Genomic DNA, 14,559 nt, shown 5'->3' with positions numbered 1-14,559 from the left:
GCCATGTCGGCGCCGGACAGCCACCACACCCCGGACACCAACCTGGAACTCCTCAAGCTGATCGCCGCCCTGGGCGAGCTGTACCGCTGTATCCCCGGGGTTGGCATGGCCTTACTCCAACAACGTTGCCCAGAGCTGCGCGAACAAGAGCTCGCCCACCAGCTGATGCCGTGCTCGATGCTGCTTGCCGTCGACGCCCAGCAGCGGGCGGAGACTGAGGCGGCAGCTGGCGCTGCCGCCCGAGCAGCACGGCACTTCGCCGAAGGGGACGACACGCCGCACGAGGCGCCCGAAGCTGACAACACGGCCGAGGATGACGCGCTCGAGAAGATGGACGCAGGCGCGTTTCCGGAGTCCGGCCCTTCCTCGTGGCCCGAGGACGAACCACCGCACAATGGCTGTTCGCCGTACCCACCACCAGGAACGTGACTCGGCTGCTGCTGATGGCAGCGGTGGTGCTGGGGCCACCGCTGCTCTACGGAGTGTTTCTGCTGCTTCTGCACTGCTGCCGAGAGCGGAAACGGCGACGGGAGTCTGGGCGGCTGTCGGTAGCGGAGATTGTGACGCGGGTGGAGCGGGAACGGGCGGAGGATGATGAGGGGAGACGGTGGGAGCGGGAGAACGAGCCAGGCCGACGGCATGGCGACGACGTAGGCAGAAGCCGCTGCATTCGGTGGCCGGGGGTTGACCCTGATCACGGCGATGTTGGGGATGAGCGGCCAACTGGGAGGTTGCCGATGGTGCTGGGGGACGAGACGACGGAACAGTTTCCAAAGGTGGAGAGGAAGGGTGAGTAGCTAGCCGTCTTTCAGCCACACCATGAAATAGGACCGCCGGGAGGCCGAGCCGTCGAACCACGAATGAGACCAGAAATGAGACCAGGACGGACACCAGCCTGCGGACCAAGTTCATCCACAGCGGTGTCCGCCCTGGTCAGGGCAGCGGAAGCGGAGGGATTTGAACCCCCGGTCCCTCTCGGGACGCCCGCTTTCAAGGCGGGTGCATTCGGCCGCTCTGCCACGCTTCCCTGCCGGCCAGCGTAGCGCCTGCGCCGAGGGCGCCGGGCGCGCACCCGCCGGGTCACTCGTCGAGTTCGGTCAGGTGGTTCAGCACCCGGGAGAAGGCCTGGCCCATCGCGATCTGCTCCTCGGTGGTCAGCAGGTCGATCAGGTGCTCCCGCACCCCCTGCACGTGCGTCGGGGCCGCCCGCTCCAGTACCGCCATCCCCTCGTCGGTGAGCTCGGCCACCACCCCGCGCTTGTCCTCAGGGTCCTTGCCCCGGCGCACGATGCCGAGCACCTCGAGCCTGCCGACCTGATGGGACAGCCTGCTCTTGGTGGAGCCGAGCATGCTGGCCAGCTCGGTCATCCGCATCCGGTTGTGCGGCCCCGAGGACAGGCAGACCAGCACCTCGTAGTCGGCGAGCGAGACGTCGTGCGCATCGGCCAGCTCGCGATGCAACCGGTGCCGCAACATCAGGGTCGCGACGATGTACGACCGCCATGCATGCATCTCCGTGTCCGTCAGCCAGCGCACCCCGTCCCGAACCTCGCTCATCCGCATCAGACTAGGACCTGCGGCCGGACCGCGCGCCACCCTGGCCGGTGATGCCGGTATCCCGTGAAACGCCGCGTGCACCAGTAGCGGGAGCCGTGCCGCGGCCGCGCTGTCGCAATCCTCGGGTATCACCGGAACGTGGTGTAACGAAACGGTTGTGAACAGGCGTCGAAAAGCGCATCCTGGAGTTGACGGCGGAGCTCACCGGGGCGTCGGCACCGACCCCGAGGTGCTGGTCCGGTGGCCCACCGGGAAAGGTCAGGTGGTGCAGTGACTGATGATCCGACGCGGTTGACTGCGAGCTGTGCCCCCGCGGCTGAGGCGGCCTGATCCCGGCCCAGTCGCGACTGTGAGCAGCACGGGCTTTCGACGTAATGCGCTCGACAACTCATCGCGCGTGATGGCCCCTATCGAGGCTGCATCGACGCGTCATCTGCACGTCAGCAGCTTTCGGGTGCCGGCCTGTCGCGCAGCCAGCCGCCCTTTACAACAGACAACCTCGGTAAGGTCTGGGTGCGGTCGCGTGGACCGCACCCAGACTTATGTATATACCGAAAGTTTCCGGTCCGGCCGGGTCAGCCCTGTACGGAATGCGGGTCGGAACCCTCGGCGACCTCGACCGTGGCCACGCGCTGGTGAGCGCGCTGCTTGGCGGTCGCCTTCTTGCTCTTCGCCTGGAACGGCGGGACGCCGTTGACCTCCTCGGTGCTGATCCCGTAGCTGCCGATCGTCCAGGCCATGGCGTCGGCGTTGCGGTTCAGCGCCATCCGGTCGACATTGCCGAGGTGGTCACAGGACTGGTGGTAGCAGGGGTCGAAGGCGATTCCCGCGACACCGCCCCACTTGGCGGCCTGCTCCGGCGTCTTGGTCACCTCGGCACCGGTGAACAGGCCGCCGGCCGGGATGCCGACCTCGATGAACTCACCATAGTCGGACCGGCCGCTGAAGTCGGTGTCCTCCACCTCGATGCCGCGCGAGCCGAGGAAGCTCACGAACTTCTCCTCGATCTGCGCCGAACCGTACGGCCCGGGGCCCGCGCCGGTTCCGGCCGAGTCGTCCCCGTCGTAGGCGAAGTAGCCCGCGTTCGGCGAGCCGATCATGTCGAAGTTGAGGTACATCGAGATGTTCAGCTGCTGCTCGAAGTCCAGCGACTGCACATAGCGCGTGGAGCCGACCAGGCCCAGCTCCTCCGCGCCCCACCAGGCGAAACGGACCGCGTTGTTCACTCGCGGGCTGCCACCGAGTTGCAGGGCAGTCTCCAGCAGCGCGGCCGAGCCGGTGCCGTTGTCGTTGATCCCGGCGCCGTCGTCCACGCTGTCCAGGTGGGCACCGGCCATCACGACGTTGTCCTTGCGGCCGGTCTGGGTCTCCGCGATGACGTTGTGCGTGGTGCGCTCCTCGGTCAGGGTCTGGATGTTCAGCGTGACGTCGGAACCGTCCAGCGCGACCAGGGCCTCACCGTCGGCCTGGGTGATGCCGCCGATCGGGATGGTGGCGTTCTCCGGGCCGCCGAGGGTGCCGTTGACCGGACCCGGCGAGTGGTTGTAGACGATCGCGCCGACCGCACCCGCCTCGGCGGCCGAGCTGCCCTTCTGCGCGAAGCTGCAGGCACCGCGTTTGATCAGCGCGATCTTGCCGGTGACGTCGCCGAAGTCGGTGGCCTCGCAGCCCGGGGTCTCGTCCGGCGAGATGGCGGCCAGCGGGGCGGTGATCCCACCATCCGGGGTGGACGGGCTGTACGTCATGGCGATGATCGGCACGTCCCCACCGCCCGTGGTGAGCTGCTCGGCCAGCGTCTCGGTGTAGGTGAACTCGAACTCGTGCCGGTTCACCTCGTAGCCCGCGGCCTCGAGCTTGCGCTCGATGTACTCGGCCGACTCGTTGTAACCGTCCGAACCGGCGGCACGGTTGCCACCGTTGCGGTCGGAGAACCGCTGGAATGCGATGAGGTGCCGGTTGATGTTGCCGACGTGGACCTTCCGCACCAGCTGCTTGGCGAGGCGCGGTCCCGCTGGCGCATCGCCTGCCGCAAGCTGTCCGGCCGCGGCAGGCGCCGTGGTGAGCGCCAAGCTCGCGCAGGCCGCGATCGCGACGGCAGGCACGAGTCTCTTCCTGACGGATGCCATAAACAGTTCCAATCTCCCAGTAGGGCCAACCGCCTGACACCGCCCCGACTCGGTGTGAGCGTTCGACGAGCGACCACCCTTGTTCGTTTTGCACGAAAGGTCAAGGGTCGTTCGGCGGTACCCATACGCAGGGACAACCGTTCCGATAACGGTTAACCCGACGGTCGCGAAAAGGGCGAATCAGCACCGTCGCGCATTCGGCCGAACCCTCGGCTCGGCCCGGACGGCGCTACAGTCGGGCGTATGCATGCGATCACGATCAGCGAACCGGGCGGGCCGGAACAACTGCGCTGGACCGAGGTGCCCGATCCGGTCCCCGGCGAGGGTGAGGTGCTCATCGACGTCGCGGCGAGCGCGGTGAACCGGGCCGACCTGCTGCAGCGCAGGGGACTGTACCCGCCGCCACCGGGCGCCAGCGAGATCCTCGGGCTGGAGTGCTCCGGCGTGATCGCCGAACTCGGGCCGGGGGTGTCGGACTGGCAGGTCGGGGCCGAGGTGTGCGCGCTGCTGGCAGGCGGCGGCTACGCCGAGAAGGTGGCCGTGCCCGCCACCCAGCTGCTGCCGGTGCCGGGCGAGGTCGACCTGGTGTCGGCGGCGGGCCTGCCCGAGGTGGCCTGCACCGTGTGGTCGAACGTGATCATGCACGCGGGCCTTGCCGAAGGCGAGGTACTGCTGGTGCACGGCGGCGCGGGCGGCATCGGAACGCATGCCATCCAGGTGGGCAAGGCGCTCGGGGCGACCGTCGCGGTGACGGCTGGCTCGGCCGAGCGGCTGGAACACTGCAGGCAGCTCGGCGCGGATATCGTGATCAACTACCGGGAGCAGGACTTCGTCGAGGTACTGAAGGCGGAAACCCCTGGCGCGGACGTCATCCTGGACAACATGGGCGCTTCCTACCTCGGCCGGAACGTGGACGCGCTGGCCACCGGCGGCAGGCTGGTGGTGATCGGCATGCAGGGCGGGGTCAAGGGCGAACTGAACATCGGCAAGCTGCTGACCAAGCGGGCGAGCATCGCGGCAACCGGTCTGCGGGGCAGGCCGGCCGAGGAGAAGGCCCGGATCGTGTCCGCGGTGCGGGAGCAGCTGTGGCCGCTGGTGGAGAGTGGCGCGGTCATGCCGGTGGTGGACCAGGTGGTACCGATGGCCGAGGCCGGCGACGCGCACCGTGCACTGGAGGACAGCAGTGTTTTCGGCAAGGTGCTACTGGCCGGGCACTCCTAACGCAGCTCGTCCAGCACCCGGATGAGCTGGTTGACCTCGAACACGTTCGAGTAGTGCGCCAGCCCGATCCGCACGGCCCCGCCCACCTCGGCGACCCCGAGCGCGGCGAACACCCCGTCGCTGCCCTCGTCGGCGAAGGCGCACAGGCCCTGCGTGGCCAGGTACTCGGCGACCTCGGGTGCCTTGCGGCCCGCGATGGTGAACGCGAACGCCGGGATCCGCCGCATCGCCTCGCCGAGCACCATCACGTGCGGCAGTGCGCGTAGCTCGGTGGACAGCTGGGCCAGCAGCCCGGCGTGGTACGACTTCGCCGAGCCGAGTGAGGTCACCAGCCGGTCGCGGCGCGACCCGGTTGCCGCGTCGTCCAGCTCGGCAAGGTAGTCCACCGAGGCGATCAGCCCGGCCAGCAGCGGGTAGGCATGCGGCCCCAGCTCCAGTTTGGCCGGTCCGCGTGCGCTCCCCTCCAGCGCGATCGGTGGCAGCTTCTCCAGCAGCTCGGGGTCCCGGAACACCAGCGCACCCACCGATGGCCCACCCCAGGCCAGCGCGGACAGCACCAGCACGTCGGCGCCCATCGCATTCAGGTCCAGCGGCACGAACGGGGCGGCGTAGGTGGCGTCCACCACCATCAGCGCCCCCACCCGGTTGGCGAACTCGGCGATGGTCGCCACATCGGGGCGGGTGCCGACGGAGCCGGAGGCCGCGGTCACGGCGACCACTTTGGTCCGCGCGGACACCAGGTCCTCGTACTGCCAAGCGGGCAGTTCACAGGTCTCGATGTCGATCTCGCCCCAGCGCACCACCGCTCCGGTGCGCTTGGCGGCGTGCCGCCACGGCGCCAGGTTGGCCTGCTCGTCCAGCCTGGACACGACCACCTCGTCACCCAGCGTCCAGCCCTCGCCGAGGACGTCGGCCAGCCGCCGGGTGAGCACCGAGGCGCTCGGCCCGAGCACCACTCCGGCCGGGTCCGCGCCGACCAGGTCGGCCACCGCACGCCTGGCCGCGGTGACGATGCTTTCCGCCCGCTGGGAGGCCGGAAACGCTCCACCCGGGCCGGAAACCGGTGCGCGCATGGCTGTGGACACCGCCGAAGCGACCTGCTCGGGCACCAGCATGCCTGCGGCCCCGTCGAAATGAATCCAGCCGTCACCCAGAGCAGGGAACAACCCTCGAATCCGAGCGACGTCAAACGCCATGGGTGACACCGTACTCATGCCGTCTCGTCATCCCTGCTCGCGGGGTTGGCCTGGTGCGCAGGGCAGGCGCCGGGCCGCTACCGTTGAGGGAGAAGCCAACGCAACATCGGGTCAGGATGGAGCAGATGACCGAGCCGACTTCCCCCAACTCGAACGACTCCGGCAACCACGAAGGCGAGCAGTCCCAGCACGTCGTGGTCGTGGGGCCGGACGGTTCGCCCGTCGGAACGGCCCGGATCGCCTCCGGTGAGGAGGCCGAGCAGCAGCAGGAGACCGTCGGCGACCTGGTCGAGGAGCCTGCGAAGGTCATGCGGATCGGCACGATGATCAAGCAGCTGCTGGAGGAGGTCCGCGCGGCGCCGCTGGACGACGCCAGCCGCAACCGGCTCCGCGAGATCCACGCCACCTCCATCAAAGAGCTGGAGGAAGCGCTGGCCCCGGAGCTGCGCGAGGAGCTCGAACGGCTGGTCGCCCCGTTCACCGCGGACACCACGCCGTCCGACGCCGAGCTGCGGATCGCCCAGGCCCAGCTGGTCGGCTGGCTGGAGGGCCTGTTCCACGGCATCCAGACCGCCCTGTTCGCGCAGCAGATGGCGGCAAGGGTGCAACTGGAGCAGATGCGCCGCGGCCTGCCGCCCGGCTCCTCCGCGGGTGGCCAGGAACAGCACGGTCCAGGGATCAGCGGCACCGGCCAGTACCTGTAGGCCGGTCAGGCCCCTGGTGGCCGGCCGCGCGGTGTGCCGTCCGCAGCGGCCCAGGTCCCGGCGAGGCGCAGGGCATGCAACTCGTCCAGCACCCGGGCGGCGCCGCGGCCGTCCACCGCCCCGGCCGCCCGCTCGGCCAGCTCCTCCCGCCTGCTCGGGTGCCGCAGCAGCGGCCGCAACAGCTCCGCGGCACCGTCCAGCTCCGCCGGGGAACCCAGGCCCGCTGCCAGTTCCTGCTCCACCGCGGCGCGGTAGCCCCGTTCCTGGTTGTCGACAAGGCACACCAGCGCGGCGGGCGCCCCGATACAGCACAACTCCAGCAGGGTCACTCCGGCCGCGCTCAGCACCAGGTCGGCCTCGGCCAGCCTGCGGGGTAGCTCGGTGTCCGGCGGCAGAACCAGGAACCGCTGGCCCGGAGCGGGTGCGGGCGCCCGCGGTTCGCCGTGGGCAAGTGCCTCGGCTTCGAACGGAAGGCCGGTGTCCCGCAGCGCGTGCAGCAGTCGCGTCACGGTGTGCTGCCACACCGCGCCACCGCCAAGGACGACCACCACCCGCGGCGGCTCGCCCCGCGGCCGCCTGCGGGCACGCCACTCGCGGGCCCGCAGCACCGACTGCCGCAGCGGTGCGAAGCGGGCACCGGCCAGTACCACCGTGGACCCGTCCTCCGGCCGGTCGGCCGGGCGCAGTCCGCTGTCCACGACGACATCGGCGGCCCGGCGGCCGAATCGCCCGCCCTCCAGCGACACCAGCGCCGCCCCGGCCGCGTTCACCTCGTTCCTCAGCTCGCCGAAGCCGTAGTGATCGACCACCACGGCATCGAACCCGCCCGCCAGCGTGCCGAGCCCCGCCGCATCGTGCACGGGTGCCAGCATCCGTACGCCGAGTTCCGCCAGCCGCTCCGCCAGCCAGCCCGCACCCGCGGTCTCGCCGGAGAACGCGACCGTCCAGCCCCGGTCGCGGGCCTCCTCGGCGAAGGCCACCGCCCTGGCCAGGTGCCCGGCCCCCGCCGTCGCGGAGGCATCGGCCCGCAGCAGCAGCCTCACTGCCCGACCTTCTTCTGCTCCACCTTGGCGTTCAGTGCGACCAGGTCGGGCCGGGAACGCAGCAGCCCGACCACCTCGCGCCAGCGGGGCTGCCGGTCACCGAGCGCGGCGACGACCCCCTCCAGCACGGCCCAGTCCTCCTCGGTGTCCAGGGTGACCCGCAGGTCGTCGGCCGGCGGCGCGACCACCACGCCGGAGCAGGCGTAGCGATCCGGCCTGGCCTTCACCCCGGAGGTGACATGCTCCCGGTGCGGGCCGTCCGGTTCGCCTGCCTGCTCCCGCAGCACGGCGGTACGCACCAGCTCGGCGTCGAATCCGCGCGGCAACGTGCGCACCAGGGTGGTGCTGACGTAGTCCAGATCCTGCTGCGCGCGCCACAGCGCCACCACCTGACCGAGCAGTGCCGGATCGTGCAGCGGGCAGTCGGCGGTCAGCCGCACCACGGCCTCGGCCGGATACAGCTCGTCGGCCAGCAGGAACCTGGCCAGCACGTCCTGCAGCGGACCACGCACGGCCGAGGCACCGTGCCGTCGCGCCTCCTCGGCGACGGCATCGTCCTCGGGCTCGTCCGAGGTTGCCACGACCACCCTGCCGACACCGGGAGCGGCCAGCGCGGCGCGCACCACCCACCCCAGCACGCTGCGCCCGCCGAGCGGACGGAGCACCTTGCCGGGAAGCCTGGTCGAGGACAGCCGCGCCTGGATCACGACGTTGACGGCAGGGGCGGCGTGCATGGGTGACATGATGGCGGACGGCGTTCGCTGTCAAGCGTGGAGGTAGTAGATGGCCGAGCTCGAGGGTTCGAGCATCCTGCTGACCGGCGGGACCGGCTCCTTCGGCAAGGCGTTCATCACGCACGCACTGGCCGAACTGGATCCGAAGCGGCTGGTCGTACTGTCCCGGGACGAGCTGAAGCAGTACGAGGTCCGCCAGCAGTTCGGCGACGACCCGCGGCTGCGCTGGTTCATCGGCGACGTACGGGACCGGCGCAGGCTGGAACGCGCGATGCACGGGGTGGACTACGTGGTGCATGCCGCCGCGTTGAAGCAGGTGGACACCGGCGAGTACAACCCGTTCGAGTTCGTGCAGACCAATGTGGTCGGTTCGCAGCATCTCATCGAAGCCGCCATCGACACCGGGGTCCAGAAGGTGGTGGCACTGTCCACGGACAAGGCCTCCAGCCCGATCAACCTCTACGGCGCCACCAAGCTCTGCGCCGACCGGATGTTCATCAGCGCCAACCACTACGCGGCCACGCACCCGACCAGGTTCGCGGTGGTGCGCTACGGCAATGTCATGGGCTCGAGGGGCAGCGTGATCCCGTTCTTCCGCTCGCTCGCCGAGCGTGGCGAGTCACTGCCCATCACGCACAAGGAGATGACCCGGTTCTGGATCACGCTGCCGCAGGCCGTGCGGTTCGTCTCCGACTCGTTCGACCAGATGCGCGGCGGTGAGCTCTACGTGCCACGGATCCCGAGCATGCGGCTGGTCGACCTGGCGCAGGCCATCGCACCGGGCAGCCCGATGCACGAGGTCGGTGTCCGCCCTGGCGAGAAGCTGCACGAGGAGATGATCGCGCCGGACGACTCCCGGCGGACCGTGCAGTTGCCCGACCGCTACATCGTGCAGCCACATATCGCCGGCTGGGGCTACGAGCCACCGGAGCACGGCACCCCGGTGCCGGACGGCTTCGCCTACCGGTCCGACAGCAATGACCTGTGGCTGGACGCCGACCAGCTGCGCGAGCTCGTGGCGCAGTATGGCTGACTTCCTGCCCTACGGCCGGCAGTCCATGGCGGAGGACGACATCGAAGCCGTGGTCCGGGTGCTGCGCGGGGACTGGCTGACCACCGGGCCCGCGGTCACCCGGTTCGAGGCCGATCTGGCCGGGCACACCGGTGGGATCCCCGCCGTCGCGGTCACCTCGGGAACCGCCGCCCTGCATGTCGCCTACGCCGCGGCCGGGATCGGCGCCGGGGACGAGGTGGTGACCAGCCCGATGACCTTTGTGGCCACCGCGTCCACGGCGGCGCTGCTCGGCGCGACCGTCACCTTCGCCGACCTCGAGCCGGACACCGGGAACCTGGACCCCGCCGCCGCACAGGCTGCGGTCACCCCGCGAACCAGGGTGCTCGCCGCCGTCGACTATGCGGGGCATCCGGCCGAGCTCGATCGGTTGCGCACGATTGCGCACGATGCGGGCGCGCTGTTGCTGGAGGACGCCGCGCACTCGATCGGGGGTGCCTGGCGGGGCAGGCCGGTTGGCTCGCTTGCCGACCTGACCACCTTCTCCTTCTTCCCGACGAAGAACCTCACCACGGCCGAGGGCGGGGCCGTGGCCACGCCGGACGAGGGCCTGCTCACCAGGGCCCAGCGGTACCGCAACCATGGGCTGGTGCGCGACCGGGCCGAGCAACGGTTCCCCGACGAGGGCGGCTGGCACCAGGAGGTGCACGAGTTCGGGCTGAACTACCGCCTTCCGGACGTGCTGTGCGCGCTCGGCAGCAGCCAGTTGCGCCGGATCCAGGAGTTCAAGCGGCGGCGCGCGGAGATCCACGCGCGCTACGACGAGGGCCTGGCCGGGATCCCGGCCGTGCGCACCCCGGTGACCAGGGACGGGGCCGACCCGATGTGGCATCTGTACCCGCTACGGGTGCTGGAGGGCCGGCGCAGGGCGCTGTTCGACCACCTGCGCGGAGCCGGTATCGGCGTGCAGGTGAACTACATCCCGGCGTACTGGCATCCGGTGTTCGCCGACCTCGGCTACCGGCGTGGCATGTGCCCGAACGCCGAGCGGTACTACGCCGAGCAGCTGTCCCTTCCGTTGTATCCCGGGCTGACCGATGCCGATGTGGACCGGGTGATCGAGGAGGTCAGGGCGTTTTTCGGCGTCTGACCGCTACACCAGGTCCCAGGTGAGCGGGGTGCCCTTCGCCGCGTCCGCGCGAAACGGGCGGCCGAGTACCGTGCCCAGCTCGGCGGGTGGCAGGCCGCCTGCGGGCCGGATGGACCGCACGTTGTGCTCGGTCACCGGCTCCCCTGCGCGTACGTCCCGCACGACGTACAGCGAACGACGGATCCGCAGTCCCGCCCGCTCGCTCCGTTTGGGGCCGATCGTGGCCGCGCCCAGTGCCTGCCAGCCTCGTTCGCTCTCCGTCACCAGCGCGGCCAGCTCGGCGGGCTCCAGGGAGAACATCGAGTCCACCCCACCGTCCTCCCTGGACAGTGTCACGTGCTTCTCGATGGCACAGGCGCCAAGCGGAACGGAGGCCAGTGGCACCCCGATCCCTGGAGTGTGGTCGGAAAGCCCAACCAGCACGTCGAAGGCCTCAGCCAGCACCGGCAGCGCGCGGAGGTTGCTCTCCTCGGGCGGGGCCGGATAGGAGGCCGTGCACCCCAGCACGATCAGCTGGTCGTTCCCTGCCTCCCTGGCCGTGGTCACGGCCGCGTCGATCTCGGCAACGCTGGCCTTGCCGGTCGAGATGACGAGTGGTTTCCCGGTACGCGCGCAGAGTTCGATCAACGGCAGATCGACGATCTCCGAGGAGGCGATCTTGTAGGCGGCGGTACCGAGCGACTCCAGCAGGTCGACCGCGGTCGGGTCGAACGGGCTGGAGAAGACCTCCAGCCCCTGCTCGCGTGCCCGCCGGAAGATCGGTTCGTGCCACTCCCACGGGGTGTGCGCCCGATCGTAAAGGGCGTAGAGGTTCTCCCCGTACCAGGGCGAGTTCTCGTTGGTGATCCGGAACCGCGGGGTGTCCACGTCGATGGTGATGGTGTCCGCGCGGTAGGTCTGCAACTTCAGCGCGTGCGCGCCCGCCGCGGCCACGGCGTCCACGATGGCCAGTGCCCGATCCAGCTCACCGTTGTGGTTTCCGGACATTTCGGCGATCACGAACGGCGCGTGTTCGGCTCCGATCGGGCGTGCCCCGATCCGGACCTCGCGGCGGTTGGACATCACGTTCCCTTCACCCGGCGCACGTCGGCCGGGATCAGTTCGTTCCACACGACCTCGCGCGGTTCCCCGTCGACCTCCCGGAAGTACCGCCGCACCTCGGTGAACCCGACCTGCTGGTGCAGCCGGAGCACCGGGGTGTTGCTCGCCAAGGTGGCCGCGCCGAGCTTGCGAACACCCAGCACGCCGAAGGCGTAGTCGATCGCCTCGTACTCCAGCTCGACCCAGGCGGCGCCGCGGTCCGCGCCGAGGCCATCGACATCAAGGTACTTGTTCCATTCGGTGACCTCGGCGTCCAGCCCGACGAAGATCACAACTCCCGCGGGCACGCCCCGGCGCTCGTAGATCAGGACCCGGCGGGTCGGGTCCGCGGATATCGCGTCCCACCACGCGCGATGCTCGTCCGCGCCGATCTCGTGCGTGGTGAAGCTGGCCCGGCGCACCTTGGGGTGGTTGCGCCAGCGGCGAATCGACTCGACGTCGTCCTCGGTAGCCGCACGCAGCACCCGGTTACTCCGTGGCACCGACGCTGGCCTGCGCCTCCAGCTTCCGCAACCGGTCCTCGTACCTGGCGATCCCGGTGAGCCGGACCCGGATCTGGGCGTGCTGGCGCTGGATCTCCTCGATCAGCGACCGCGCCTCGGCGAGCTCCGGCTTGTCCGCGACCGGGGTGAGCGCCGTCTTCTCCCGCAGGGTCTCCAGGGCCGCCTCCAGCGCCGCGACCTGCGGCATCAGCCGGTCCAGCTCGCTGCGCGTCCAGCGCAGGTCGCCGCGGGCATGCTCGAGGCCCGCCTCCAGCGCGTCCAGCCTGCGCCGATGGTCCACGGTGCAGTGCTCCTGCTCGGTCACCCGGTCCTCAAGGGGCTGGACCCGCTCACGGAGGCGTTCCTCGATGCGGAAATCGACGAGGCGGGCGAGTCTCTTCGCCGCGCGCTCGCGGAGGTTGAACGAGGGCATACGGTTTTCCTTCTGTGCTGCTGGGTCTGTGCTGCTGGATACGCTGTGGAATCGCGGGAATCAACGCAACAATTCAGTGTTGCCGGTCTTGGTCCAGGAGTCCAACAGCCTGCCCTCCGCGGCGATCCGGTGCTCCGGACCCACCTTGCACGAGTCCCCCGCCGCGTGTTCCCAGTGTGTCTGGTCCGGATTGTCGATGAAGGAGAAGCCGGAGAGCACGAGGTCCGCGCGCGGAAAGGTGGTGCGGGCGATCCAGGCCGCCATGGTCCCGGTGGTGGCCCAGGCGCCTTCCTCCATCGTGGCCAGTCCGAGTGCCTCGGAAAGCGGCAGGGTCACTTCCCGGTTGGACACCGGCACGAAACCGAGGTCCTTCGGCCACCACGGCGGGATGTCCTCCGGCTCCCACAGCAACCTGCCCGGTTCGACCAGCAGGTAAAGCCGGCTGCGGTAGTTCTCGAATACCCAGCGGGTCGCCCGTAGCGCCCGGTTGAACACCACGACATGTGTCCGAGCGCCTACGGTGGGTGGTCCATCTGGCTCGTCGCAGACGAATCCGTTCACCCGGAACACCAGATCGCAGGCGTCGATCGCCTTGGCGCGCCTGCTGTCCGGCGGCAACGGCTGGTTACCGACGACCGCGACCGAGCGCGGGTCCGGCCGGTCCGCGTATGCCTCCAGCAGGCTCACCATCAGGCTCGGCGCGGTGACGTCCGAGACGGCGGATTCCATGACGCGACAAGCTACCAGCACGCGGAAGCCCGGCACGAGGCGTGTTCGGCCGATGACCCGGGCAACTCGCCGGTCGTGCCGGCGCGATGACCGGCCAGGCGCAAGGCCGCTCAGGTGCCGCCAGTACCCTCAGTCTCGTGCACGCCACCAGCACCGTTGACCCAGTAGACACGACCGCTGGGCCGCCGGCGAAACCGGCGCCCGACCGGCGCTCCTTTGCCAGAGCGTTCGCCGACCTCAGAGACGGCTTCCGGCAGCGCGAGCTGTGGAGCCACCTCGGTTGGCAGGACATCAAGCAGCGTTACCGCCGCTCGGTACTCGGGCCGCTGTGGATCACCATCAGCATGGGTATCACGGCGCTCGGCCTCGGCCTGCTCTACTCGCAGCTGTTCGACTCCGAGATCGCGACCTACCTGCCCTACATCACCGTGGGGTTCATCGTCTGGCACTTCCTGCTCGGCAACCTCACCGAGGGCACCGACACGTTCATCGCGAACGAGGGGCTGATCAAGCACCTGCCCGCCCCGCTTTCGGTCTACGTGCTGCGCACGGTGTGGCGGCAGACCCTCATGTTCGCGCACAACCTGATCATCTACTTCGTGGTGATCGCGATCTTCTGGAACGGGGTCACCGAGCGGGGATACACGATCACCGACGGCGGGGTACCGCAGCCCGGCCTGGGCTGGTCCGCGCTGCTGGCGATCCCCGGGTTCGCGCTGATCGCGATCAACGCTGGCTGGGTGGTGCTGCTGTTCGGCATCGCCTCCACCCGGTTCCGGGACATTCCCCAGGTGGTCAGCAGCCTGATCAACCTGATGTTCTTCATGACCCCGATCGTCTGGTCCACCGACATCCTCCGGGACAAGTTCGGCGAATCGGTCGGCTGGCGTGATCTGGTCGCCGAGCTGAACCCGCTGTACCACTTCATCCAGCTCGTGCGCGCCCCGTTGATCGGTAACGAGCAGAGCTGGCATCACTGGGTGATCGTGGCAGGCTTCGCGGTGGTCGGCTGGGGCTTGGCGCTCCTGGTGATGCGCAACTATCGTTCTCGCGTCTCGTATTGGGTGTGAC

Annotated in this window: 15 protein-coding genes and 1 tRNA gene; 6 read left to right on the top strand and 10 right to left on the bottom strand. The window is 69.6% G+C overall.

The features are described from left to right. Positions 1–3: 3 nt before the first annotated feature. A complete protein-coding gene (locus tag KOI47_RS01515) occupies positions 4–429 on the top strand; it encodes a hypothetical protein (protein ID WP_216213044.1) in 426 nt (141 codons plus the stop codon). Between the two features lie 513 nt (positions 430–942). Here the strand turns inward: KOI47_RS01515 and KOI47_RS01510 are convergent. The 3 genes from KOI47_RS01510 to KOI47_RS01500 all read right to left on the bottom strand — a co-directional run bounded on the left by KOI47_RS01510 (position 943) and on the right by KOI47_RS01500 (position 3,683). After that, positions 943–1,027, bottom strand: a tRNA-Ser gene (locus tag KOI47_RS01510). A 53-nt stretch (positions 1,028–1,080) separates the two neighbouring features. Further along, the gene (locus tag KOI47_RS01505) at positions 1,081–1,557 is read right to left on the bottom strand and encodes a MarR family winged helix-turn-helix transcriptional regulator (RefSeq protein ID WP_216213041.1); all 477 of its coding nucleotides are present in this window, start codon (positions 1,555–1,557) and stop codon (positions 1,081–1,083) included. A 575-nt stretch (positions 1,558–2,132) separates the two neighbouring features. Further along, a complete protein-coding gene (locus KOI47_RS01500) occupies positions 2,133–3,683 on the bottom strand; it encodes a M28 family metallopeptidase (RefSeq protein ID WP_216213038.1) in 1,551 nt (516 codons plus the stop codon). Positions 3,684–3,926: 243 nt separating this feature from the next. Between KOI47_RS01500 and KOI47_RS01495 the strand changes: the two genes are divergently transcribed. Next, on the top strand, positions 3,927–4,904 hold the full coding sequence (locus KOI47_RS01495; protein ID WP_216213035.1) for an NAD(P)H-quinone oxidoreductase: 978 nt from the start codon (positions 3,927–3,929) through the stop codon (positions 4,902–4,904). Here the strand turns inward: KOI47_RS01495 and KOI47_RS01490 are convergent. Next, a complete protein-coding gene (locus KOI47_RS01490; RefSeq protein WP_216213032.1) occupies positions 4,901–6,100 on the bottom strand; it encodes a cysteine desulfurase-like protein in 1,200 nt (399 codons plus the stop codon). The genes KOI47_RS01495 and KOI47_RS01490 overlap by 4 nt on opposite strands. 125 nt (positions 6,101–6,225) lie before the next feature. Here KOI47_RS01490 and KOI47_RS01485 point away from each other — a divergent pair, with 125 nt between their 5' ends. Beyond that, positions 6,226–6,804: a bacterial proteasome activator family protein gene (locus KOI47_RS01485; RefSeq protein ID WP_232376483.1), complete on the top strand. Its 579-nt coding sequence runs from the start codon at positions 6,226–6,228 to the stop codon at positions 6,802–6,804. A 5-nt stretch (positions 6,805–6,809) separates the two neighbouring features. Here the strand turns inward: KOI47_RS01485 and KOI47_RS01480 are convergent, their stop codons facing one another. Beyond that, positions 6,810–7,847, bottom strand: coding sequence for a spore coat protein (locus tag KOI47_RS01480; protein ID WP_216213026.1), 1,038 nt, complete (start codon positions 7,845–7,847; stop codon positions 6,810–6,812). Continuing rightward, a complete protein-coding gene (locus KOI47_RS01475; RefSeq protein ID WP_216213023.1) occupies positions 7,844–8,590 on the bottom strand; it encodes a cytidylyltransferase domain-containing protein in 747 nt (248 codons plus the stop codon). Before KOI47_RS01475 ends, KOI47_RS01480 begins: the two co-directional genes overlap by 4 nt. Positions 8,591–8,630: 40 nt before the next feature. On the opposite strand from KOI47_RS01475, the gene pseB reads away from it, so the two are divergent. Further along, positions 8,631–9,614 carry a UDP-N-acetylglucosamine 4,6-dehydratase (inverting) gene (gene pseB, locus KOI47_RS01470; protein WP_216213020.1) on the top strand — a complete coding sequence of 328 codons (984 nt, stop codon included), beginning with the start codon at positions 8,631–8,633 and terminating at the stop codon, positions 9,612–9,614. Next, a complete protein-coding gene (locus KOI47_RS01465) occupies positions 9,607–10,743 on the top strand; it encodes a DegT/DnrJ/EryC1/StrS family aminotransferase (RefSeq protein ID WP_216213017.1) in 1,137 nt (378 codons plus the stop codon). The genes pseB and KOI47_RS01465 overlap by 8 nt, the downstream gene beginning before the upstream one ends. A 3-nt stretch (positions 10,744–10,746) precedes the next feature. On the opposite strand, the gene pseI is transcribed toward KOI47_RS01465, so the two are convergent. Genes pseI through KOI47_RS01445 form a run of 4 tightly spaced genes read right to left on the bottom strand, consistent with a single transcriptional unit; the run spans position 10,747 to position 13,449 of the window. Continuing rightward, positions 10,747–11,805: a pseudaminic acid synthase gene (gene pseI, locus KOI47_RS01460; protein ID WP_216213014.1), complete on the bottom strand. Its 1,059-nt coding sequence runs from the start codon at positions 11,803–11,805 to the stop codon at positions 10,747–10,749. Continuing rightward, a complete protein-coding gene (locus KOI47_RS01455; RefSeq protein ID WP_216213012.1) occupies positions 11,805–12,308 on the bottom strand; it encodes a GNAT family N-acetyltransferase in 504 nt (167 codons plus the stop codon). The genes pseI and KOI47_RS01455 overlap by 1 nt, the downstream gene beginning before the upstream one ends. A 4-nt stretch (positions 12,309–12,312) precedes the next feature. After that, positions 12,313–12,759: a hypothetical protein gene (locus KOI47_RS01450; RefSeq protein WP_216213009.1), complete on the bottom strand. Its 447-nt coding sequence runs from the start codon at positions 12,757–12,759 to the stop codon at positions 12,313–12,315. A gap of 60 nt (positions 12,760–12,819) precedes the next feature. After that, positions 12,820–13,449: a glycosyltransferase family 29 protein gene (locus KOI47_RS01445; RefSeq protein WP_216217013.1), complete on the bottom strand. Its 630-nt coding sequence runs from the start codon at positions 13,447–13,449 to the stop codon at positions 12,820–12,822. A gap of 176 nt (positions 13,450–13,625) precedes the next feature. Between KOI47_RS01445 and wzm the strand changes: the two genes are divergently transcribed. Continuing rightward, positions 13,626–14,558, top strand: coding sequence for a galactan export ABC transporter permease subunit Wzm/RfbD (wzm, locus tag KOI47_RS01440; RefSeq protein WP_232376482.1), 933 nt, complete (start codon positions 13,626–13,628; stop codon positions 14,556–14,558). Position 14,559: the final 1 nt, after the last annotated feature.

Source organism: Amycolatopsis aidingensis (genome assembly GCF_018885265.1).
Lineage (GTDB): Bacteria > Actinomycetota > Actinomycetes > Mycobacteriales > Pseudonocardiaceae > Amycolatopsis > Amycolatopsis aidingensis.
Note: the sequence above shows the minus strand (reverse complement) of the source record. Positions and strands in the feature narration are given on the sequence as shown.

Excerpts from the sequence above, each read along its gene's own strand:
- KOI47_RS01515 (WP_216213044.1), top strand. The coding sequence starts at position 4 with ATGTCGGCGCCGGACAGCCACCACACCCCGGACACCAACCTGGAACTC.
- KOI47_RS01505 (WP_216213041.1), bottom strand. The coding sequence starts at position 1,557 with ATGAGCGAGGTTCGGGACGGGGTGCGCTGGCTGACGGACACGGAGATG.
- KOI47_RS01500 (WP_216213038.1), bottom strand. The coding sequence starts at position 3,683 with ATGGCATCCGTCAGGAAGAGACTCGTGCCTGCCGTCGCGATCGCGGCC.
- KOI47_RS01495 (WP_216213035.1), top strand. The coding sequence starts at position 3,927 with ATGCATGCGATCACGATCAGCGAACCGGGCGGGCCGGAACAACTGCGC.
- KOI47_RS01490 (WP_216213032.1), bottom strand. The coding sequence starts at position 6,100 with ATGGCGTTTGACGTCGCTCGGATTCGAGGGTTGTTCCCTGCTCTGGGT.
- KOI47_RS01485 (WP_232376483.1), top strand. The coding sequence starts at position 6,226 with ATGACCGAGCCGACTTCCCCCAACTCGAACGACTCCGGCAACCACGAA.
- KOI47_RS01475 (WP_216213023.1), bottom strand. The coding sequence starts at position 8,590 with ATGTCACCCATGCACGCCGCCCCTGCCGTCAACGTCGTGATCCAGGCG.
- pseB (WP_216213020.1), top strand. The coding sequence starts at position 8,631 with ATGGCCGAGCTCGAGGGTTCGAGCATCCTGCTGACCGGCGGGACCGGC.
- KOI47_RS01465 (WP_216213017.1), top strand. The coding sequence starts at position 9,607 with ATGGCTGACTTCCTGCCCTACGGCCGGCAGTCCATGGCGGAGGACGAC.
- pseI (WP_216213014.1), bottom strand. The coding sequence starts at position 11,805 with ATGTCCAACCGCCGCGAGGTCCGGATCGGGGCACGCCCGATCGGAGCC.
- KOI47_RS01450 (WP_216213009.1), bottom strand. The coding sequence starts at position 12,759 with ATGCCCTCGTTCAACCTCCGCGAGCGCGCGGCGAAGAGACTCGCCCGC.
- KOI47_RS01445 (WP_216217013.1), bottom strand. The coding sequence starts at position 13,449 with ATGGTGAGCCTGCTGGAGGCATACGCGGACCGGCCGGACCCGCGCTCG.